Below are 20,167 nucleotides of genomic sequence, written 5' to 3' on the forward strand. Positions count from 1 at the left end.
AAGCTGAAAGGCGTAGTGTAATTAAAAAATAAGTTAATTTGTAATGGTGGGTGCTACGCCCCAATGATTAATCATTAAACCTTGCCATCCGGCGGGGTTTTATTTTTTATTTTATTTTTTTCGAATTTTCTACACCATATATAGTAAACTTATCGCCTGGCACAGATATGCATAATTACCCCTCCTGTAATCCAATATGTTTTAAATGCTGGGCTAATGTATGGTTGGCAACAATATTTATTTTGGCTATGAAGTGGGGGTGCAAAATTATCACCCGCCGTATTTACTTTTTTTCATTTAAATCCATGTCGTCTTGGTTAAATTTTATTGTCGAGAATTTTGAATCTTCTGGTCGGTTTTCAATCTTCTGAAAGACAGGCTGAACAGGGAAAAATATTTATACTCATGCGATGTCCACGGTGTTTAAATCAATCATTATATTAACCATAATACAACCGAGTGGGATAACAGTTATAAATGAACAATGTATTTGTTGATCATCACTGGCGATAATTCAGGCATTTTACAGCCCCAGCCGGGCAATTTTTATGGAGAAAACATGTCTGTTAAGATAACTCTTTCAGGGGTTTATTCGGACCCTGAAACTGGCCCTCTGGCATGCGTGACGCTTAATTTCACTACCATGAACAATTCATGCCAGAACCAACGACAAAGCGAGGTGTCAACCACAACTAACGAAAATGCTTTTTATAAGATTAGCCTGGTGCCGAATATCTACAGCGTTTGCGAAGTTGACCAGCGGTGGCAGCGTAAAGAGCTTGGCTTAATCCATATTTTCGCCGACAGCCAGCCGGGCACATTAAACGAATATCTGGTCGCATCCCAGCCCGATGAAGCTCAGACATGCGTCCTGCAGGCTATGCAAGAAATTCTCAGTGAAACGCGTGAGGTTGCCAACAACGCCGCGCAGCTAACAAAAGACGCGGAGGCAGCGGCGGCTAAGGCGCAGCAGGCCGCCGCTGGCGCAAGTGCTGCGGCACAGGCGGAGACTGAAAAACTGACTGAAAAACTGGTAACGGATGGCTCAGAAATAGCGGGGCACGGTGCAACGACGATTGCTAACGTGCTGGATAGTCACGGTGCCACTACGTCGTCGCGTGGGATCGGATTCGGGCCGGATGATGAGACGGATTTGACTACAGATCACAGCTCAGCGCTACAGGCGATGCTGAACACATACAAATACGTGGTGCTCGATACCATAGTGAACTGCGCCGCAACGGTAATGACCGGCGGCGCGGGGCAGGAGATCAGCGCCACGGGGATGGGTGAGTTGCGCCCGGTTGGCAACGCAATGAAGAATAAAGCACTGCTGGCGTTGGCGCATCCACGTTGCATTGTTGATGGCATGCTGATAACCAATCCGCTGCTGTTGAAAGCGCAGACGGGCGGACGGCAGTGTGCAATAGAAATTCGCGCAGACGACTGTCATGTGAATAACTCGACGCTGATTAATCAGCAAAGCGGCGTACTGGCCACCTCGGTTTATGCCCCGGCGCGCACAAAAATCACCTTCAACCGATTTATCGATGTTATCGGCGCGGGCGACGGGGAAGGGGCGCTGACCAGCAGCTATGGCGAAGATCGCGGCGACGCCGTTACGATATGGGGCAGCAGTACGGTGATCATGGGAAACCATGCAACGTGCAAAGCGGGCGAGGACGCGCGCATAGCGTTTCAGGCGGAATACCCGGTGTCGAAACCGGCGAACGTGCGCGATATTGACGGATGCCACACGCTGATGATTGGCAACTACGCGCGTGGGCCCTTTCGGAGGCACTTTGTTATGGAGGGCATTACCAACGGGCTGATGACCGGCAATATCTCAGCCGGCGGCGCAACATGGTGGGCCGTAGCCGTTATTCAGTGTACGAACGTGGAAACCAGCAATCAGATTTTCTGGGACAATCCGGGCAGCACCGCAGGCGCAAAATGGAACCCTATCCGGGCCGCCATCGGGGCGGTCAACTTCAATACAAACGTGACCATCAACGACCGCGTCACGTTCGCTAAAGGGGCACAGGGGTACGGGTTTGCGATTGCCACCCAGACGGGCGAGCATATTATTGATTTGAAAGCTTCGCTTTTCTGCGCGGGGAACAAATACGCCACTTATCTGCTACGGCCAAAGCTGCTGCGCATGCGTGGCGTAAAAATCGATGGTACAGAGAATGGGCACCGGTTTATCGGGGCAACAGGCCAGACGGGATTTATCCCGACCGTTTACGATATTGATGGCGCGGTAAACACATCTTCCCAGTGCGTGACAATGGACACCGGGATCAATGGCCGCTGGATTGCCCGCGGTTGTACTTATCAGAGCGCCGGTGATACGGCGCTGTCCCTGTTCAACATGGACAGCGTTATTCTGCAGGGCTGTATGCTGGATGCGACAAAATATGCCGTGTCGCTCAACAAGACCCGCTCAATCAAAATAACAGGCTGCATCAGCAACAGCGACGCGGCGCTGGCGGTGCGTATCAACTCAGACACGACCGGCAATATAGGACTAAGCGACTGGTTTTTTGACGGCAACGCGCTGACCGTTGATTTTGTGTATACAGACGAATCGCTGAGTAATATCAATTCGCCGCTGAATGTAAAGCACAAATGGCCCGGCCGGGTTGTCAGCACAGGGGCAGCTCAGTATGTGGCCGCAGGCGGTCAGCCTGGCAGCGGCTGGGTACCCCTGGTCGGTGGGGAAAAAATCATGCCAGTGCAACAGGAGATAATCGAACAATGAATTTTTATTACGCGTAATTAATAATTTTTGCAGCCTCGCTGAGATTGACGGGGCTTTTTATTCGAGCTGTCATAAAGGCGGAGTTTTTGTAATGAAGCAATCATATTAAATTTCAATAGAATGCGTATTGCATGACGGCTGTTTTTCACCCTGGTTTTTACGCAGCTTTAGTTTGACATTACCACTGTCCTTGCTAAATCTGGTAGTTATCCACCAAAAGGAATACCTTTTGTTAGGGCATTTTATTGCACGATGGATCGCTCTGGTGCATGAGAAAGGTTTGTTGCTTAGCATGACTTTATAGCGAAGGCATTCATGCCAGTCTCTTTTGAATTTTCCTGTTAATGACACAAACTCTAATCTCTTCTTCCTTTATCTGCACGTTGGCTTTGCCTGACATTCTGAGTAACGTCTTTTTTATGTTTAAGCTAAGTGGGAGGCTATGGACTCTCTGTAAGAGTAAACGCTGAATTAATGGCTTTGCGCAAAAATGCGAAGAGAGTAGCCGAAATTTTGTTCAGTATGCTTATCAGGCCCCGTTTATAGCGGGATCATTCGACTACTGCAGATGTAATGGATGTTTCGCATTTTGTATGGCGTTTAGTCTGTCTCTGGAGCCACAATCACTCATCTGTCATATAAACAGGGAAGATGAGATAAAGGCGCTGAAGCCGGTGATTAGGCTGCAAACGATTTGCATGGTACTGATTAACCGGGATTAAAAGACAAAAAAGAGAGCAATGCCCGGTTACGCAGCCGCTAAGACCAGGTAAAGCGCTGGCAGGCGGCCCGTTTTGCGAGACATTCCAGGCGGTGGGGAGAGGCGTACGCCATGCGCTTAGACGGCTTGTTAAGTGCTTCCTATCACTACAATAGGTAAAACTTTAGTACCAAATTTTATTTTGTGACTACGTTTAATTGTCACAACAATAAATAGAGAAGAAAAAATGCCTAAGTTTTATTACATTGAGAAACTGTCACAGCGCAATATCAAACACAATGTGCATTCTGAAGGATGTGCCGCATTACCGACCTGGGAACGGCGTGAGTTTTTAGGCACGTTTTATCATGAGCGTGATGCGGTAAAAGTATCCCGACAACGGCATCCTGCCGCTACGCCGTGTCCTGAATGCTTTGATAATCCCAGAAAGTATCTCATCAAACTTTAACCGCCTTCGGGCGGTTTTTTTAACGTTATTATCCAGTGGTTTACATTATTATTGAAGCGATCAGACCGCTTTTCGTCCAGCAGAACGGAGCATCCTGTCAAAAGAAATGTCAGTGTTACAGACAGTGCGTTTTACCATGCCCGCATATTTATTAGCCCTGAGAGGCTAAAAATATCTGTTACTGCGACAAGCGAACACAAAAATTGCGCCATAGTTATTTTGTTAAACTTCTCCATGGCGAATTTTTGATAAATTCCCCGATTAAGATTTTTTGGGCAAAAGCTCAGCGAGTTTTTGTTTCTGTTTGCCCGTTTCATCATGGTTAGCCGGGCTTAACCACCAGGCCATCGCATTTCTCATTTCAGACCACTCTTCTTCTATTATCGAATACCATCTTACGTCACGATTACGACCGTTCGATACCTGCATATTTCTGAATAGCCCTTCATACTGAAATCCCAGCCTTTCCGCAGCATTAATTGCGGACTCATGCAGGCTGTCGCACTTCCATGCGCATCGTCTGTAATGCAAAGTATCAAAAATATAACAAAGCAGAAGATAAATAGCTTCCGTGCTCATTGAAGTGCGCTTCATTAATGGAGACCAGTTGATATAGCCAATTTCTAATACTCCGTTCGCAGAATCGATGCGCTGTAATGCTACCGAGCCGACAGCCTTATGCGTTGCCTGGCAGATCACGGCATAAAACATAGGGTCGACGCTTGATGCGGGTGATGCTGCCAACTTACTGATTTAGTGTATGATGGTGTTTTTGAGGTGCTCCAGTGGCTTCTGTTTCTATCACCTGTCCCTCCTGTTCAGCTACTGACGGGGTGGTGCGTAACGGCAAAAGCACTGCCGGACATCAGCGCTATCTCTGCTCTCACTGCCGTAAAACATGGCAACTGCAGTTCACTTACACCGCTTCTCAACCCGGTACGCACCAGAAAATCATTGATATGGCCATGAATGGCGTTGGATGCCGGGCAACCGCCCGCATTATGGGCGTTGGCCTCAACACGATTTTACGTCACTTAAAAAACTCAGGCCGCAGTCGGTAACCTCGCGCATACAGCCGGGCAGTGACGTCATCGTCTGCGCGGAAATGGACGAACAGTGGGGCTACGTCGGGGCTAAATCGCGCCAGCGCTGGCTGTTTTACGCGTATGACAGGCTCCGGAAGACGGTTGTTGCGCACGTATTCGGTGAACGCACTATGGCGACGCTGGGTCGTCTTATGAGCCTGCTGTCACCCTTTGACGTGGTGATATGGATGACGGATGGCTGGCCGCTGTATGAATCCCGCCTGAAGGGAAAGCTGCACGTAATCAGCAAGCGATATACGCAGCGAATTGAGCGGCATAACCTGAATCTGAGGCAGCACCTGGCACGGCTGGGACGGAAGTCGCTGTCGCTCTCAAAATCGGTGGAGCTGCATGACAAAGTCATCGGGCATTATCTGAACATAAAACACTATCAATAAGTTGGAGTCATTACCCTTTTTTCAACTTCTGATGGATGCGAGTGATTGAACTCATACATTAATGTTTTCCCACGAAGTCTTTTTTCAGGTAAGCCTTCGCACATATCGGTAAATAGCTTGCCTGCTTTTATTTTTTCTGTCATCGACATGTTCATTTTTAACATTCCGTCCTGATAAGTTGGTCGGATAAGGCGCTCGCGCCGTATCCGACATTAATTTCTTAAGCGACTTCATTCACCTGGCGACGCAGCAGGGAAAGTGGGCCGGGGCCGCTAAGCGTGAACACGGAAATTAAGGTGAAGCCCAGCGCCACCAGACCCAGCACCAGGTAAGCGCCCTGGAAACCGATGCTTTCATACATATTGCCCGCCAGAATAGACATAAAAATCATCGCCAGTTGCTTAAAGAAGCAGAAACAGACCAGATAAATCGTCGCTGAAAAACGCACTTCAAACTGGCTGGTAATATATTTAAAGCAGCCCACCAGCAGGAACGGTACTTCAAACATATGCAGCGTTTTCAGAATAACCACTTCCAGTGCTGAGGTAGCGAACGATGAGCCAATAATACGTACTGACATAATAGTGCCAGCCAGCAGCAGGGCGTTTTTCCCACCGATGCGATTAATGATCAGTGGCGCAAAAAACATAATCGAGGCGTTAAGTAATTCGCCCATTGTCGTTACGTAGCCAAATACCCGCGTACCCTGTTCACCGGTAGCAAAGAACGAAGTAAAGAAATTAGCAAACTGTTGGTCAAAAACATCGTAGGTGCAGGAAACGCCAATAACATACAGTGACAAAAACCACAGTTTTGGCTGTCTGAACAGTTCCAGCGCCAGCTTAAGGCTAAATGCCGAATGGTTGGCACCTACCGCATTGGCAACCGTGGCAGAAGAGGGCGCATCCGTTTTGGCGAAAAAGAGTAAAACGGCGAGGATGAATGCACAGCCAGAACCCAGCCAGAAAACAAACTGATTATTGATGGTGAACATGATGCCGACAATCGAGGCACACAGCGCCCAGCCAACACAGCCAAACATCCGCGCGCGACCAAATTCGAAATTACTGCGACGGCTGACTTTCTCGATAAATGCCTCTACTGCTGGCGCACCGGCGTTAAAACAAAAGCCTAGATAAATACCACCAACAATCGATCCTACTAAAATGTTGTATTGTAACAGTGGCCCGAAGATAAAAATAAAGAACGGCGCAAACATCACTAACATGCCGGTAATAATCCACAGCAGGTATTTGCGCAGCCCGAGTTTGTCAGAAAGCAGACCAAACAGCGGTTGGAATAATAGCGAGAACAGAGAAATAGCGGCAAAAATAATACCCGTATCACTTTTGCTGATATGGTTGATGTCATGTAGCCAAATCGGGAAAAACGGGAAGTAGGCTCCCATGATAAAAAAGTAAAAGAAAAAGAATAAACCGAACATCCAAAAGTTTGTGTTTTTTAAATAGTACATAATGGATTTCCTTACGCGAAATACGGGCAGACATGGCCTGCCCGGTTATTATTATTTTTGACACCAGAGCAACTGGTAATGGTAGCTACCGGCGCTAAGCTGGAATTCCGCCGACACTGACGGGCTCCAGGAGTCGTCGCCACCAATCCCCATATGGAAACCGTCGATATTCAGCCATGTGCCTTCTTCCGCGTGCAGCAGATGGCGATGGCTGGTTTCCATCAGTTGCTGTTGACTGTAGCGGCTGATGTTGAACTGGAAGTCGCCGCGCCACTGGTGTGGGCCATAATTCAATTCGCGCGTCCCGCAGCGCAGACCGTTTTCGCTCGGGAAGACGTACGGGGTATACATGTCTGACAATGGCAGATCCCAGCGGTCAAAACAGGCCGCAGTAAGGCGGTCGGGATAGTTTTCTTGCGGCCCTAATCCGAGCCAGTTTACCCGCTCTGCTACCTGCGCCAGCTGGCAGGTCAGGCCAATCCGCGCCGGATGTGGCGTATTGCTCGCCACTTCAACATCAACGGTAATCGCCATTTGACCACTTCCATCAATCCGGTAGGTTTTCCGGCTGATAAATAAGGTTTTCCCCTGATGCTGCCACGCGTGGACCGTGGTAATCAGCACCGCGTCGGCAAGCGTATCTGCCGTGCACTGCAACAACGCTGCTTCGGCCTGGTAATGGCCCGCCGCCTTCCAGCGTTCGACCCAGGCGTTAGGGTCAATGCGGGTCGCTTCACTTACGCCAATGTCGTTATCCAGCGGTGCGCGGGTGAACTGATCGCGCAGCGGCGTCAGCAGTTGTTTTTTATCGCCAATCCACATCTGTGAAAGAAAACCTGACTGGCGGTTAAATTGCCAACGCTTATTATCCAGCTCGATGCAAAAATCCGTTTCGCTGGTGGTCAGTTGCGGGATGGCGTGGGGCGCGGAGGGGAGTGTCACGCTGAGGTTTTCCGCCAGACGCCACTGCTGCCAGGCGCTGATGTGTCCGGCTGCTGACCATGTGGTCGCGTTCGGTTGCACTACGTGAACCGTTAGCCAGAGTTGTCCGGCGCTCTTCGGCTGCGGTAGTCCAGGCAGTTCAATCAACTGTTTACCTTGTGGAGCGACATCCAGAGGCACTTCACCGCTTGCCAGCGGCTTGCCATCCAGCGCCACCATCCAGTGCAGGAGCTCGTTATCGCTATGACGGAACAGGCATTCGCTGGTCACTTCGATGGTTCGCCCGGATAAACTGAACTGGAAAAACTGCTGCTGGTGTTTTGCTTCCGTCAGCGCCGGATGCGGCGTGCGGTCGGCAAAGACCAGACCGTTCATGCAGAACTGGCGATCATTCGGCGTATCGCCAAAATCACCGCCGTAAGCCGACCACGGATTGCCATTTTCATCATATTTAATCAGCGACTGATCCACCCAGTCCCAGACGAAGCCGCCCTGTAAACGGGGGTACTGACGAAACGCCTGCCAGTATTTAGCGAAGCCGCCAAGACTGTTACCCATCGCGTGGGCGTATTCGCAAAGGATCAGCGGGCGCGTCTCTCCAGGCAACGAAAGCCATTTTTTGATGGACCATTTCGGCACAGCCGGGAAGGGCTGGTCTTCATCCACGCGCGCGTACATCGGGCAAATAATATCGGTTGCGAAGGTGTCGGCTCCGCCGCCTTCATACTGTACCGGGCGGGAAGGATCGACAGATTTGATCCAGCGATAGAGTGCGTCGTGATTAGCGCCGTGGCCTGATTCATTCCCCAGCGACCAGATGATCACACTCGGGTGATTACGATCGCGCTGCACCATTCGCGTTACGCGTTCGCTCATCGCGGGTAGCCAGCGCGGATCATCGGTCAGACGATTCATTGGCACCATGCCGTGGGTTTCAATGTTGGCTTCATCCACCACATACAGGCCGTAGTGGTCGCACAGCGTGTACCACAGCGGATGGTTCGGATAATGCGAACAGCGCACGGCGTTAAAGTTGTTCTGCTTCATCAGCAGGATATCCTGCACCATCGTCTGCTCATCCATGACCTGACCATGCAGAGGATGATGCTCGTGACGGTTAACGCCGCGAATCAGCAACGGCTTGCCGTTCAGCAGCAGCAGACCATTTTCAATCCGCACCTCGCGGAAACCGACATCGCAGGCTTCTGCTTCAATCAGCGTGCCGTCGGCGGTGTGCAGTTCAACCACCGCACGATAGAGATTCGGGATTTCGGCGCTCCACAGTTTCGGGTTTTCGACGTTCAGACGTAGGGTGACGTGATCGGCATAACCACCACGCTCATCGATAATTTCACCGCCGAAAGGCGCGGTGCCGCTGGCGACCTGCGTTTCACCCTGCCACAAAGAAACCGTCACCCGCAGCTCATCGCGCAGCTCGCCGTACATCTGAACGTCTGCCTCCAGTACAGCGCGGCTGAAATCATCATTAAAGTGAGTGGCTACATGGAAATCGCTGATTTGCGTGCTCGGTTTATGCAGCAACGAGACGTCACGGAAAATGCCGCTCATCCGCCACATATCCTGATCTTCCAGATAACTGCCGTCACTCCAGCGCAGCACCATCACCGCGAGGCGGTTTTCTCCGGCGCGTAAAAATGTGCTCAGGTCAAATTCAGACGGCAAACGGCTGTCCTGGCCGTAACCGACCCAGCGCCCGTTGCACCACAGATGAAACGCCGAGTTAACGCCATCAAAAATAATTCGCGTCTGGCCTTCCTGTAGCCAGCTTTCATCAACATTAAATGTGAGCGAGTAACAACCAGTCGGATTCTCCGTGGGAACAAATGGCGGATTGACCGTAATGGGATAGGTCACGTTGGTGTAGATGGGCGCGTCGTAACCGTGCATCTGCCAGTTTGAGGGGACGACGACAGTATCGGCGACAGGAAGATCGCACTCCAGCCAGCTTTCCGGAACCGCTTCTGGTGCCGGAAACCAGACAAATTGCCACTCACCATTCAGGCTGCGCAACTGTTGGGAAGGGAGATTGGTGCGGGCCTCTTCGCTATTACGCCAGCTGGCGAAAGGGGGATGTGCTGCAAGGCGATTAAGTTGGGTAACGCCAGGGTTTTCCCAGTCACGACGTTGTAATACGACGGCCAGTGAATCCGTAATCATAGTCATAGCTGTATCCTGTGTGAAATTGTTATCCGCTAACAATTTCACACAACATACGAGTCGGACGCATAAAGTGTAAAGCCTGGGGTGCCTAATGAGTGAGCTGACTCACATTAATTGCGTTGCGCTCACTGCCCGCTTTCCAGTCGGGAAACTTGTCGTGCCAGCTGCATTAATGAATCGGCCAACGCGCGGGGAGAGGCGGTTTGCGTCTTGGGCGCCAGGGTGGTTTTTCTTTTCACCAGAGAGACGGGCAAAAGCTGATTGCCCTTCACCGCCTGGCCCTGAGAGAGTTGCAGCAAGCGGTCCACGCTGGTTTGCCCCAGCAGGCGAAAATCCTGTTTGATGGTGGTTAACGGCGGGATATAACACGAGCTGTCTTCGGTATCGTCGTATCCCACTACCGAGATATCCGCACCAACGCGCAACCCGGACTCGGTAATGGCGCGCATTGCGCCCAGCGCCATCTGATCGTTGGCAACCAGCATCGCAGTGGGAACGATGCCCTCATTTAGCATTTGCATGGTTTGTTGAAAACCGGACATGGCACTCCAGTCGCCTTCCCGTTCCGCTATCGGCTGAATTTGATTGCGAGTGAGATATTTATGCCAGCCCGCCAGACGCAGACGCGCCGAGACAGAACTTAATGGGCCCGCTAACAGCGCGATTTGCTGGTGACCCAATGCGACCAGATGCTCCACGCCCAGTCGCGTACCGTCTTCATGGGAGAAAATAATACTGTTGATGGGAGTCTGGTCAGAGACATCAAGAAATAACGCCGGAACATTAGCGCAGGCAGCTTCCACAGCAATGGCATCCTGGTCATCCAGCGGATAGTTAATGATCAGCCCACTGACGCGTTGCGCGAGAAGATTGTGCACCGCCGCTTTACAGGCTTCGACGCCGCTTCGTTCTACCATCGACACCACCACGCTGGCACCCAGTTGATCGGCGCGAGATTTAATCGCCGCGACAATTTGCGACGGCGCGTGCAGGGCCAGACTGGAGGTGGCAACGCCAATCAGCAACGACTGTTTCCCCGCCAGTTGTTGTGCCACGCGGTTGGGAATGTAGTTCAGCTGCGCTATCGCCGCTTCCACCTTTTCCCGCGTTTTCGCAGAGACGTGGCTGGCCTGGTTCACCACGCGGGAAACGGTCTGATAAGAGACACCGGCATACTCTGCGACATCGTATAGCGTTACTGGTTTCACATTTACCACCCTGAATTGACTCTCTTCGGGTGCTATCATGCCATACCACGAAATGTTTTGCGCCATTCGGAGGGGGCACGCCGAAGTGAGATTCAAAATGCCGACGTCAGTTCACAGGTGGGTAATGATACCAACGGGTTAATTTCGTATTTTCACTGACACCAGGATCATCCTGATGTTACAAGGATTGAATGACTACAGATTAAAATAGTCATCAACAGGTTGACAGCATTACAAAGTTTAGGTGATGCTGCCAACTTACTGATTTAGTGTATGATGGTGTTTTTGAGGTGCTCCAGTGGCTTCTGTTTCTATCAGCTGTCCCTCCTGTTCAGCTACAGACGGGGTGGTGCGTAACGGTAAAAGTACTGCCGGACATCAGCGCTATCTCTGCTCTCACTGCCGTAAAACATGGCAGTTACAGTTCACATACACAGCCTCTCAACCCGGTACGCACCAGAAAATCATTGATATGGCCATGAATGGCGTTGGATGCCGGGCAACCGCCCGCATTATGGGCGTTGGCCTCAACACGATTTTACGTCACTTAAAAAACTCAGGCCGCAGTCGGTAACCTCGCGCATACAGCCGGGCAGTGACGTCATCGTCTGCGCGGAAATGGACGAACAGTGGGGCTATGTCGGGGCTAAATCGCGCCAGCGCTGGCTGTTTTACGCGTATGACAGGCTCCGGAAGACGGTTGTTGCGCACGTATTCGGTGAACGCACTATGGCGACGCTGGGTCGTCTTATGAGCCTGCTGTCACCCTTTGACGTGGTGATATGGATGACGGATGGCTGGCCGCTGTATGAATCCCGCCTGAAGGGAAAGCTGCACGTAATCAGCAAGCGATATACGCAGCGAATTGAGCGGCATAACCTGAATCTGAGGCAGCACCTGGCACGGCTGGGACGGAAGTCGCTGTCGTTCTCAAAATCGGTGGAGCTGCATGACAAAGTCATCGGGCATTATCTGAACATAAAACACTATCAATAAGTTGGAGTCATTACCTGGGTTGCGTATGCTTATATATTAAAAAGAGTGATTTAATAGTGGAGGTTAAGTGGATAATAAAGGTGTTTCACTTTTTCAGCAGAGGCTCGCCTGCCGAGGCCGCCTGTTAAGCTGTTATCAGACTAACGTTCGTTCAATAAGTCGTTTGTAGTCATAAAAATCGGCGGATGCAGCCTGAGCCAGCGCTCAGCTTTGCATAGCGCGGCCAGCATTAACTGTCTACCTCCTTCCAGGTAAGTTCCATAAGAAAAAATTTACCGAAACGATTCGCTATGTAACTTATTAATAACGATAGATAACGCAGGGGATATATGGAATAAACGGCTAAAGTTTATGTCTGATTCGCTGTTATTCTGTCCACGATCATCGGGAGGAAGCATGTACTTTCTAAGTTTTTGCTGCCCGAAGTGCGGCTGCGAAAAATTCGTCTTTACCCGTTACTGTCACTTTAGGCGGACCGGGCATGGCGCCGCCTGCGCAAGGTGTAAAGCGCCGCTGACCATCGCCTCGTGCCTGAGCCATAAGCATGGCCAGCCGACGGGCTCGAACCATCAGGCGGAAGCAACGCGCTTGCGCGAATAGGCGATTCGCCACGGAGCGAAGATTTCTCTTCGCCCGTTTTAATTCTTTTCACCGTCACAGCAAAAACGCCTCGCCAGGCTATAGTCAACAGGTTCCCACAACGCCGGAGGTAGATATGTCTGAACGCCCCGATTTTGACGAACCCTTGCCAGATGATATTGAAGATGATGAAGACGATATTGAATACATTGAGGGGGAAGACGATTTGCCTCCCGATGCCGGAAAAGATATCTGAGCAAGAATCAAACCGCCTGCGGGCGGTTTTTTTATGCGGTAAAAAATCCTTAAACGTGAAAGTGCGCCACAGGTACCCTGTAATGGTGATGCCGGGAAACGCGTGACGACGAGCATTACCCATACCGGACATTGTTTTATCATTTTTGTCTTTCCGACCCGTAAAAGAGAAGCGGAGTCGGTACGTCGTAACGTATCCGCATAAGGTATCAATACCGGTGCGTTGCCAGCGTGCGCGCGTGCGGCCAACAGGGGCAGCGGGCGGTGCGTTTGAAGAAATTGTAAAAGGGAAGAGAGCCATGATGTTCAGCATTCGCCGCGTTCGTCAGGATGAGGGAGAGATGGTCATCGCCATCTGGCGCCGAGCCGTCGATGCCACCCACCACTTTTTAACGTCGGCTGATAAACAAGACATTGAGCGCGAGGTGCGCGCATTTTTGCCGCAGGCGCCGCTGTGGGTTGCGGTCACACCGCAGGACAGGCCTGTCGCTTTTATGCTGCTTTCTGAAGATCATCTCGACGCGTTGTTCGTCGATCCCGAACTGCGCGGCTGCGGCGTGGGACGACTGCTGGTGAAACATGCGCTTGCGTTGATTCCGTCCTTAACCACTGATGTCAACGAACAGAATGCACAGGCCGCAGGATTTTATAAAAAGATGGGGTTTGTCGTAACCGGCCGCTCGCCCGTCGATGATTGCGGTCGGCCTTATCCGCTGCTGCATTTACGCTATCGCGGCGCCTGAAAAGGCGGTTTACAGGAATAAAAAAGCCCGGACTGAACGGGCTATGGAAAGTGCGACATTCGATATAAAACGGGTGACAATTAAGACTGCGGCTGGCCAACCGGGCCCTGGCCCTGGGTGCCGCCAGGCACTGACTGATTGCTTGGCGCGTGCGGACGGCCATCAGGGCCGACGGCGCTGCTGTCGTGCTGACAACCCGCCAGCGCAAACAGGCTGGAAAGAATAAATAAACCACCGATAATCTTTTTCATGAAATTCCCTGTGTAAGTTTAACGCAACAACAACGTTGCCCTTAAAGGGTAGTGAACAGCGGCGCGTTGTCAAAGCCGCAGGCGCGGCAGCGTCTTGTTTTTATGGATGTTTAAGATAAAACTGAGGAAGGAGTAAAGACCTGCGTGCGTCGGTAAAGAGGGCATAGGCCTGGTCGCGCGTTTTGAAGAAAGGGCTACTGAGGGAAATTCACCACGTCCGCTGACATATCGTCAATTGCCTGTTTCACGTCCGCCGCGCTGTTGGCGACATTTTTACCGTATTCCTCAATGCGTCCTGCGCCGCACCGGCAGTGTGATGCTTTCACACTATGCTTAAAGCGTAAAATCCATGATGAGGAGAAGGAAATGGCGATGATGCCGCTATGGGCGCAGGCAGGATTCTGGGGGTTTATTTCTGGCTTTGCATTAGTGATCGGCGCAGCGGTCGCGTGGTTTATCGCCGTGCCGCAGCGCGCTATCGCGGCGATAATGGCCTTTGGCAGCGGCGTGCTGATCTCCGCGCTCTCCTTTGAGCTGATGGATGAAGCGTATAAAACCGGCGGCTTTGATTCTACCGCCGCTGGTTTTGTCGGCGGCGCGGCTATCTATACTCTGGCGGGCTGGCTGCTGGCGAAGCGCGGGGCGCAGCATCGCAAACGCTCCGGCGGCAAACAGCCCTCGGAGCAGGAGGAGAGCGGCAGCGGTACGGCGATCGCGCTGGGGGCGCTGTTGGACGGCATCCCGGAATCGATTGTTATTGGTCTGTCGATGCTGCATGGCGGCGCCGTCAGCGTGGTGGCGGTGATCGCTATTTTTCTTTCCAATATTCCTGAAGGGTTATCGAGCGCGGCAGGGATGAAAAGAGCGGGGCGCAGCGCTGGTTATGTATTCGGCGTGTGGGGCGGCATTGCGCTGGCTTCCGGCCTGGCGGCGCTGGTGGGCTATACGCTGTTTCAGGGGTTCTCTCCTGACATTATCGCCGCCACGACCGCTATCGCCGCTGGCGCGATTCTGGCGATGCTGGTGGACACCATGATCCCGGAAGCCTTTGCCGAAACGCACAACTTTGCCGGTCTGATTACGGTTAGCGGATTTCTGGCGGCGTTCGTGCTCAGTAAAATGGGCGGCTAAAAGGGGCGGGCCTCCTTACATAAAGGGAAATTCGGGGCTTTGGCTGACAGAAAACGCGCCGTTTGTTGCGCTGGCCCGGCAAAAATGTCAGCAGCGGCCTGCCGTTCGGATAACAGCGCCTATAATAGGTGCGCAGGTAATCTCAGGACAGAAAAGCGCATCAGAAGGGGGCTTATGAAAAAGGTGTTTGTGCTGGTGGTCTGCTTATCTCTGACGGGCTGCTCATGGGGCGTCGCATCGCTGATCCCCGCAACGGATGTTTGTCCTAATGGACGTGACGGTGTAACAGGTCAGTGCCACTGACCATCAGCCCGGTTTGAACGCCGGGCTGTACCTCGCTTTAGCCTCCACCATCGTCTCTGGCCACCTTTCTTTACGCCCTGACAGACGGCTTGCCTGAACGTCTGCGGGCATAATGAAAAGCCCCGCCGGAGCGGGGCTGTGAGCCTGGCGGCTGCGCGCCGGGGAAAGACGTCTCAGTCGCGTGAGACAAAAATAATATGCGAGGCCGTTTCATCGCTCAGCAGCATCTCTTCAGCTTCGCCGCTGGCGGAAACGAAAGTCACGGTATCTCCCTGAATCAGATCCTGAAATGCCTCTGCGGGCTGCGTCGCCTTCTGAATTTCAAAATGGCGGCGAAGCGGTGCGTTTTCTCCTGCCGGCTGCTCGGTGAAGTAGTGGCCGGTAAATGCATATTCCGGGTGGTCTTTGATGTGCAGTTGAACAGAGGGCATAACAACCTCCACATTGCCGTAAACCGAATTATCAGCCTAAACCCAGTTAATCAGTTTGCCATCTTCAGGAGGGCGCGCTGATTGCGATTAAGAAAATTCCTAATCGTCAGGCAGAGATATCACGCCGTGAGCGGGGCGGGCTGCGGCATTGCCCGTTGAATGAAAATTATTCTGTCGTTTTACCTTTCGCCTCTGCTTGTTAAAGCAGCAGTAAAGCGTAGGCTTAAGACACATCAGATATTTACGAGGCGTCTCTTTATGAGGTAACTATGCGCTCACTTAAGTTCAGCTGTCCCGCCTGCGGTAGTCAGAAATTCATGTTCACCTGCTATTCCAGCACGAAAAAAACGCGCCACGGAGCCATCTGCGCCTGCTGTCGCCTGCCTTTAACCAAGACCTCCTGCTTTGCCGATATTGCGGCCAACTCGTGGTTGGAAGAAAAAGTCTGATGCGCTTTCGCCGTTTAACGGCATAACGCGTCCCCTCATTTTCGAAACGGGCGTGGTATAAGTGGAGATTACGCCGGCCGTACAGGCTGAGGATGCAGGTTCGAATCCTGCTGCCCGTTCCACTTCCGCCGCCATAACGTTTCTTCCAGACGGTACGTCTTGCATGGCTGCCTTATTCCGATCTTCCCTGCGCAACGCTGACCCTTTTGCTCTGCCGTGATAAAGTCTGCATGATGATTAACTGCCTGGCGTCGTCGCCAGATTGACCGGAGAGGTTCATTCGCGGATGACCGTCAGAAAAGCTACGGCCACGGGGCTTATCGCCATTTTTCTCTGGCGTCTCCTTGTCGGCTTCCTGCGCGGCGTTACCGAAGGGCCCGGCGCCATCGGCGGCGCGACGACAGGGCGTTGCTACTGCGTTATCACTAAAAAAATCGCTGGCGGCAGCAACGGCATCAGCCTGTTTTTTATCCTCACCGCCGTCACGCTGTGGATGACCTTTTTCTTTAACGCGACGCCCGCGTTTCACTTCAGCATGAAAGTGGCGGCCGAATTATTTAACACAAAACGGATGCGGTTTTAACTGCGGCCAGGGAAGTGAGAAAATGCCGGTAAATTTCGATCTGAACGACCTTTACGCCTTCCGGGCGCTGGTGGAGTATGGCAACTTTCGCATCGCGGCGGAATCGATCTGCCTGTCGCAGTCGGCCCTGAGCCGAAGAATCGACAAGCTGGAAAGCGCGCTGGGTCTGAAGCTGTTTGAAAGAACCACCCGGCGCGTAACGCTGACGCTAAAAGGACAGGCTTTTGCCGAGCGCTCAGGGCGACTACTGGCCGATTTTGAAGAGGTGATGGCCGACATCAGCGAGGTCAGCCAGACGCGAACCGGCCTGGTGACCGTCGCCTGCGTGCCGTCCGCAGCCTACTATTTTATGCCGAACGTGATTAGCCGCTTCCAGGCTCGCTACCCGCGCGTACGGGTGAAGCTCATCGACAGCAGCGCGGGCAATGTCTATGACGCGGTGATGAGCGGGCAGGCCGATTTCGGCATCAGCTTTTCCGGCGTATCGCAGCCGGATATCGAATTTCTGCCGCTGCTGGAGGATGAGTATGTCGCCGCCTGTCGACATGAGCATCCGATCGCCGGCAATAGCAGCATCAGCTGGCGCGATTTCTACCGGCACGCCTGGGTCGGGCTGGATAAAACCTCCGGCAACCGCAACCTGCTCGATCGGGCGCTGGAGGATATCGTACCGGAACGGCCCAGCATCTGCGAAACCCGACACGTCACCACCATGCTGGGCATGGTTGAAGCGGGGCTCGGCATTGCCGCCGTCCCCGCTATGTCGATGCCTTCGTCGGGTCATTCGGCTCTGACCAGCGTGCCGCTGACCGATCCAGTGGTGAAGCGCACGGTCGGGCTGCTGCGTAAAAATGGCCGCATGGTGTCGCACATCGCCAGAGAGCTGGAAAACCTACTTATTGAACAGTACTGCTCTGTTTAACCGGCGCGACCGAATGCAGGCCGGTTGAGCGCACTACCGCCTGCACCGCCGGCGAAGCCAGGTAGTTCAGTAAATCTTTTGCTTCATGACGATGCGCGGAGGTGACGACAACCGCGCCGGCGAAGCGGGTAATGTACTGGACGCTGGCGGGCAGCTCGCCGATAAAGGTGACGCCCGGCACCGGCAGTAGCTCGCTCACCTGCTGAAAGCCCAGCGTATATTTCCCGTCAGCGACCTGCGAGGCGACCGGAATTCTTTCCACCTTGTGCGCTTTGCCCTGCATCTCCTTCTCAATGCCGAGCGTGTTAAACAGCCGGATGCTGACATACCTGCCGCTGGCGCTGTCGGAATAAGCCACCGAAGGAGCATCAAGCAGCGCCGCGCGTAATGCTGCCACGGTTTTGATGCTCACCGGCGCGTCGCCTTTTTTAATCACCGCGCCTATCGGCGAATCGGCCAGCTCCACCCTGGAGCCGGGTAAGATCCGGCCCTGTTTCTCCAGTTCGCTCAGCGCATCGCCAACCATAATCACCACGTCCGCCGTTTCCCCGCGCGCCAGCCGCGCCGGGATCGCCTGCGGCGTATTGCCCATTGAAGGGCCGGATACCGTTTTAATGCTGTAGCCCTCCTGCGCGGCAAAGCGCGGGCCCAGCGTCTCCCAGGCGGTTTTAAAGCCGCCGGAGATCATGACGGTCAGCGCTTTCGCCTGCGCGCTCGCGCTGCAAAAGCAGACCATAATCAAAGCAAATAAAGCGTGATGAATTTTCACAATAGCGCTCCTTAGCTAACCGTCTTACCGGCCTGCGGGAAGGGAACGGCGCTGCGGCGATAGAGGTAAAGCGTCGCCAGCAGCGCGCACAGGGCGGCAAAGCTCATCCAGTAACCAGGCGACGCTTTATCGCCGGTATATTCAATCAGCGCGGTGGAGATAACCGGCGTAAAGCCTCCGAACACCGCCGTCGCCAGGCTGTAGGCCAGCGAGAATCCCGCCACTCTGACCTCGACAGGCATGATCTCCGTCAGCGCCGGGATCATTGCGCCGTTGTACAGGCCGTAAATCAGCGACAGCCAGAGCAGTACGCCCAGCATCATATGGAAACTGGGCGCGGCCGCCAGCAGGCTCAGCGCCGGATAAGAGGTGGCCAGCGCCAGCAGCGTCATGACGACCAGCACCGGCTTGCGGCCAAAGCGGTCAGAGAGCGCGCCGCCCACCGGCAGCCAGAAAAAGTTGGATACCGCCACCAGCAGCGTCACCAGCAGGCTGTCAGAGGCGCTGAGCAGCAGCACCTTTTTGCCGAAGGTCGGCGCGTAAACGGTGATCAGGTAGAAGGCGGTCGTCGTCATCGCCACCATCAGCATACCGGCAATCACGACCTGCCAGTTGCCAAGCAGGGTTCTGAACGCCTGTCCCATGCCCGGATGGCTGCGGCGGGCGTTAAACGCCTGCGTCTCTTCCAGCCTGCGGCGCAGCAGGAAAATGAACGGCACAATCAGGCAGCCCAGCAGGAACGGAATACGCCACCCCCATGCGCGCAGCGCCGCATCGTCAAGCAGGGCGTTCAGCGCGAAGCCGATCGCCGCAGCGACCATAATGGCCACCTGCTGACTGCCGGATTGCCAGCTGGTATAGAAGCCTTTGCGTCCCGGCGTGGCGATCTCGGCCAGATAAACCGATACGCCTCCCAGCTCCGCGCCAGCGGAAAAGCCCTGCAACAGACGGCCCATCAGCACCAGGAAGGGCGCCCAAAGGCCGATGCTCTGATAAGAGGGGATCAGGACAATCAGGAAGGTGCCCGCCGCCATGATCGACAGAGTCACAATCAGCCCTTTACGTCTGCCCACTTTATCGATGTACGCGCCGAGCACCACGGCGCCGATCGGTCGCATCAGAAAACCCGCGCCAAAAACGGCGAAGGTCATCATCAGCGAGGCGAATTCGCTGCTCGCCGGAAAAAAGGTGTGGGCGATATAGGTGGCATAGAAACCGAACAGGAAAAAGTCGAACTGTTCGAGAAAATTACCCGACGTCACACGGAATATTGCGCCAATACGGGAACGGGTTGTTGTGGGTGAGGTAGAAGATGTTTGCATCTGAGTCTCCGGTTTATTGATGACGCTTCTTGCTGCGCCTGTTTTGAAGACTGAACCAGCCGGACAAAGTTAATAAGTGCAATATGCGAATGATCCGATGCGTTTCGCGCATGAATAAATGACGCGTTGCAATAACAGGCCGTATTTACAGTGCTTTACCTTTCAGATGCTGATTATCCTGTCGCCCGGCACGGCAGAGTGAGTTTTCTATT

The 20,167-nt window shown here is 53.1% G+C and carries 17 protein-coding genes, 1 tRNA gene and 1 pseudogene; 9 read left to right on the forward strand and 10 right to left on the reverse strand.

The features are described from left to right. Positions 1-484: 484 nt before the first annotated feature. Both C2E16_RS08560 and C2E16_RS20535 read left to right on the forward strand, forming a co-directional pair. Positions 485-2,764: a prophage tail fiber N-terminal domain-containing protein gene (locus tag C2E16_RS08560; RefSeq protein WP_084970792.1), complete on the forward strand. Its 2,280-nt coding sequence runs from the start codon at positions 485-487 to the stop codon at positions 2,762-2,764. A gap of 947 nt (positions 2,765-3,711) precedes the next feature. Then, positions 3,712-3,933 carry a hypothetical protein gene (locus tag C2E16_RS20535; RefSeq protein ID WP_038626696.1) on the forward strand — a complete coding sequence of 74 codons (222 nt, stop codon included), beginning with the start codon at positions 3,712-3,714 and terminating at the stop codon, positions 3,931-3,933. A gap of 261 nt (positions 3,934-4,194) precedes the next feature. Here C2E16_RS20535 and C2E16_RS08565 read toward each other — a convergent pair whose 3' ends face one another. After that, entirely contained in the window at positions 4,195-4,644 is a 450-nt protein-coding gene (locus C2E16_RS08565; protein ID WP_052133913.1) for a GNAT family N-acetyltransferase, read from the reverse strand. A 74-nt stretch (positions 4,645-4,718) separates the two neighbouring features. On the opposite strand from C2E16_RS08565, the gene C2E16_RS08575 reads away from it, so the two are divergent. Further along, positions 4,719-5,416, forward strand: a protein-coding gene (locus tag C2E16_RS08575; RefSeq protein WP_257152263.1) for an IS1-like element IS1A family transposase whose coding sequence is annotated in 2 segments (ribosomal slippage) — positions 4,719-4,968 and positions 4,968-5,416 — 699 coding nt in all. Because the reading frame shifts where the segments join, the coding sequence is not laid out codon by codon here. Between the two features lie 14 nt (positions 5,417-5,430). On the opposite strand, the pseudogene C2E16_RS08580 reads toward C2E16_RS08575, so the two are convergent. From C2E16_RS08580 to lacI, 4 genes and pseudogenes are all read right to left on the reverse strand, one after another. Then, positions 5,431-5,571, reverse strand: a pseudogene (locus C2E16_RS08580) (maltose acetyltransferase domain-containing protein); the annotation flags it as partial. 65 nt (positions 5,572-5,636) lie between these two features. Further along, positions 5,637-6,890 (reverse strand): lactose permease, encoded by a 1,254-nt coding sequence (lacY, locus tag C2E16_RS08585; protein ID WP_004182120.1) that lies wholly within the window; start codon positions 6,888-6,890, stop codon positions 5,637-5,639. A 51-nt stretch (positions 6,891-6,941) separates the two neighbouring features. After that, on the reverse strand, positions 6,942-10,016 hold the full coding sequence (lacZ, locus tag C2E16_RS08590) for a beta-galactosidase (RefSeq protein ID WP_084971634.1): 3,075 nt from the start codon (positions 10,014-10,016) through the stop codon (positions 6,942-6,944). Between the two features lie 122 nt (positions 10,017-10,138). Continuing rightward, the gene (lacI, locus tag C2E16_RS08600) at positions 10,139-11,221 is read right to left on the reverse strand and encodes a DNA-binding transcriptional repressor LacI (protein ID WP_038626691.1); all 1,083 of its coding nucleotides are present in this window, start codon (positions 11,219-11,221) and stop codon (positions 10,139-10,141) included. A gap of 298 nt (positions 11,222-11,519) precedes the next feature. Between lacI and C2E16_RS08605 the strand changes: the two genes are divergently transcribed. Beyond that, positions 11,520-12,217, forward strand: a protein-coding gene (locus C2E16_RS08605; RefSeq protein ID WP_103215986.1) for an IS1-like element IS1A family transposase whose coding sequence is annotated in 2 segments (ribosomal slippage) — positions 11,520-11,769 and positions 11,769-12,217 — 699 coding nt in all. Because the reading frame shifts where the segments join, the coding sequence is not laid out codon by codon here. Between the two features lie 466 nt (positions 12,218-12,683). Here C2E16_RS08605 and C2E16_RS20780 read toward each other — a convergent pair. Continuing rightward, positions 12,684-13,364: a hypothetical protein gene (locus C2E16_RS20780; protein ID WP_156462392.1), complete on the reverse strand. Its 681-nt coding sequence runs from the start codon at positions 13,362-13,364 to the stop codon at positions 12,684-12,686. On the opposite strand from C2E16_RS20780, the gene C2E16_RS08610 reads away from it, so the two are divergent. Beyond that, positions 13,351-13,794, forward strand: a complete 444-nt coding sequence (locus C2E16_RS08610; RefSeq protein ID WP_038626687.1) for an acetyltransferase — start codon at positions 13,351-13,353, stop codon at positions 13,792-13,794. The genes C2E16_RS20780 and C2E16_RS08610 overlap by 14 nt on opposite strands. An 80-nt stretch (positions 13,795-13,874) precedes the next feature. Here the strand turns inward: C2E16_RS08610 and C2E16_RS20785 are convergent, their stop codons facing one another. Next, positions 13,875-14,045, reverse strand: coding sequence for a membrane lipoprotein lipid attachment site-containing protein (locus tag C2E16_RS20785; RefSeq protein WP_038626685.1), 171 nt, complete (start codon positions 14,043-14,045; stop codon positions 13,875-13,877). Between the two features lie 372 nt (positions 14,046-14,417). On the opposite strand from C2E16_RS20785, the gene C2E16_RS08615 reads away from it, so the two are divergent. After that, on the forward strand, positions 14,418-15,176 hold the full coding sequence (locus C2E16_RS08615; RefSeq protein WP_211278239.1) for a ZIP family metal transporter: 759 nt from the start codon (positions 14,418-14,420) through the stop codon (positions 15,174-15,176). 476 nt (positions 15,177-15,652) lie between these two features. Here C2E16_RS08615 and C2E16_RS08620 read toward each other — a convergent pair whose 3' ends face one another. Beyond that, on the reverse strand, positions 15,653-15,910 hold the full coding sequence (locus tag C2E16_RS08620) for a hypothetical protein (RefSeq protein ID WP_038626683.1): 258 nt from the start codon (positions 15,908-15,910) through the stop codon (positions 15,653-15,655). A 495-nt stretch (positions 15,911-16,405) separates the two neighbouring features. Here C2E16_RS08620 and C2E16_RS08625 point away from each other — a divergent pair. From C2E16_RS08625 to C2E16_RS08635, 3 genes are all read left to right on the forward strand, one after another. Beyond that, positions 16,406-16,481 (forward strand) — tRNA-Val (locus C2E16_RS08625). Between the two features lie 164 nt (positions 16,482-16,645). Then, positions 16,646-16,942, forward strand: coding sequence for a hypothetical protein (locus tag C2E16_RS21100; protein WP_038626680.1), 297 nt, complete (start codon positions 16,646-16,648; stop codon positions 16,940-16,942). Between the two features lie 22 nt (positions 16,943-16,964). After that, positions 16,965-17,864: a LysR family transcriptional regulator gene (locus C2E16_RS08635; protein WP_038626678.1), complete on the forward strand. Its 900-nt coding sequence runs from the start codon at positions 16,965-16,967 to the stop codon at positions 17,862-17,864. On the opposite strand, the gene C2E16_RS08640 is transcribed toward C2E16_RS08635, so the two are convergent. After that, positions 17,839-18,636 carry a substrate-binding domain-containing protein gene (locus tag C2E16_RS08640; RefSeq protein WP_104951469.1) on the reverse strand — a complete coding sequence of 266 codons (798 nt, stop codon included), beginning with the start codon at positions 18,634-18,636 and terminating at the stop codon, positions 17,839-17,841. The genes C2E16_RS08635 and C2E16_RS08640 overlap by 26 nt on opposite strands. Before the next feature lie 8 nt (positions 18,637-18,644). Then, positions 18,645-19,955 (reverse strand): MFS transporter, encoded by a 1,311-nt coding sequence (gene tcuC / locus C2E16_RS08645; protein ID WP_038626674.1) that lies wholly within the window; start codon positions 19,953-19,955, stop codon positions 18,645-18,647. Positions 19,956-20,167 lie beyond the last annotated feature (212 nt).

The sequence above is a fragment of the Mixta calida genome, assembly GCF_002953215.1.
In the GTDB taxonomy this organism is placed as follows: Bacteria; Pseudomonadota; Gammaproteobacteria; order Enterobacterales; family Enterobacteriaceae; genus Mixta; species Mixta calida.

Bases quoted from the DNA above. Each gene is read 5' to 3' on its own strand.
- C2E16_RS08560 (WP_084970792.1), top strand. From the start codon at position 485: ATGTATTTGTTGATCATCACTGGCGATAATTCAGGCATTTTACAGCCC.
- C2E16_RS20535 (WP_038626696.1), top strand. From the start codon at position 3,712: ATGCCTAAGTTTTATTACATTGAGAAACTGTCACAGCGCAATATCAAA.
- C2E16_RS08565 (WP_052133913.1), bottom strand. From the start codon at position 4,644: ATGTTTTATGCCGTGATCTGCCAGGCAACGCATAAGGCTGTCGGCTCG.
- lacY (WP_004182120.1), bottom strand. From the start codon at position 6,890: ATGTACTATTTAAAAAACACAAACTTTTGGATGTTCGGTTTATTCTTT.
- lacZ (WP_084971634.1), bottom strand. From the start codon at position 10,016: ATGACTATGATTACGGATTCACTGGCCGTCGTATTACAACGTCGTGAC.
- C2E16_RS08610 (WP_038626687.1), top strand. From the start codon at position 13,351: ATGATGTTCAGCATTCGCCGCGTTCGTCAGGATGAGGGAGAGATGGTC.
- C2E16_RS20780 (WP_156462392.1), bottom strand. From the start codon at position 13,364: ATGCTGAACATCATGGCTCTCTTCCCTTTTACAATTTCTTCAAACGCA.
- C2E16_RS20785 (WP_038626685.1), bottom strand. From the start codon at position 14,045: ATGAAAAAGATTATCGGTGGTTTATTTATTCTTTCCAGCCTGTTTGCG.
- C2E16_RS08615 (WP_211278239.1), top strand. From the start codon at position 14,418: ATGATGCCGCTATGGGCGCAGGCAGGATTCTGGGGGTTTATTTCTGGC.
- C2E16_RS08620 (WP_038626683.1), bottom strand. From the start codon at position 15,910: ATGCCCTCTGTTCAACTGCACATCAAAGACCACCCGGAATATGCATTT.
- C2E16_RS21100 (WP_038626680.1), top strand. From the start codon at position 16,646: ATGACCGTCAGAAAAGCTACGGCCACGGGGCTTATCGCCATTTTTCTC.
- C2E16_RS08635 (WP_038626678.1), top strand. From the start codon at position 16,965: ATGCCGGTAAATTTCGATCTGAACGACCTTTACGCCTTCCGGGCGCTG.
- tcuC (WP_038626674.1), bottom strand. From the start codon at position 19,955: ATGCAAACATCTTCTACCTCACCCACAACAACCCGTTCCCGTATTGGC.